Below are 502 nucleotides of genomic sequence, written 5' to 3'. Positions count from 1 at the left end.
TAACATATTTTGGGCTGTTTTTATCGGATTTTTCTTAACATTCAACACTTTTGAAATAACGGGTAGACATGGCAACCTTAGAACTGAGCGATGAACAATTAAGTGTGATTTCAAAGGCTTGTGAACTTCTATCCCGGATCTACATGGGACAACTTGAAGAAGTGGCTTGGCTTTTTAGTTCATTGCCAGAGGCTCGATATCAAGAATTGACCGAAACTTTAAAAGCACTAAACAGCGTAATTACCTTGATGCCAAAACAAGCACATTTTGGAATCAGAGATGAGCGTGTCCCAGAAGAGGCTCGTTGTGCTTACGACATTCATCAAGTGATTCGGTATCACTTGGCATGGAAACAGCAGCCTAATGAAGGATTTGGGATTAATTTCGATAAGCCTTTGCCGTATGGAAGGATATCTCTACCGACAATTAATGAATGAATCTTATCTGCTGGAGTTTAGACTAAGCCATACAAAATGACCCAGCAGGGCTGAGTTAATCAGAG

Annotated in this window: 1 protein-coding gene; it reads left to right on the top strand. The window is 40.2% G+C overall.

Annotation, left to right across the window (positions count from 1 at the left end; translation table 11 throughout):
- Positions 1-68 precede the first annotated feature (68 nt).
- A complete protein-coding gene (locus ABF638_RS38270; RefSeq protein WP_435027934.1) occupies positions 69-437 on the top strand; it encodes a hypothetical protein in 369 nt (122 codons plus the stop codon).
- The last annotated feature ends 65 nt before the right edge of the window (positions 438-502 follow it).

It is taken from the genome of Nostoc sp. CALU 1950 (assembly GCF_051172895.1).
GTDB classification, from domain to species: domain Bacteria; phylum Cyanobacteriota; class Cyanobacteriia; order Cyanobacteriales; family Nostocaceae; genus Nostoc; species Nostoc edaphicum_A.
Note: the sequence above shows the minus strand (reverse complement) of the source record. Positions and strands in the feature narration are given on the sequence as shown.

What these genes read in the sequence shown, in the direction of transcription:
- ABF638_RS38270 (WP_435027934.1), top strand. Translation starts at nt 69, where the DNA reads ATGGCAACCTTAGAACTGAGCGATGAACAATTAAGTGTGATTTCAAAG.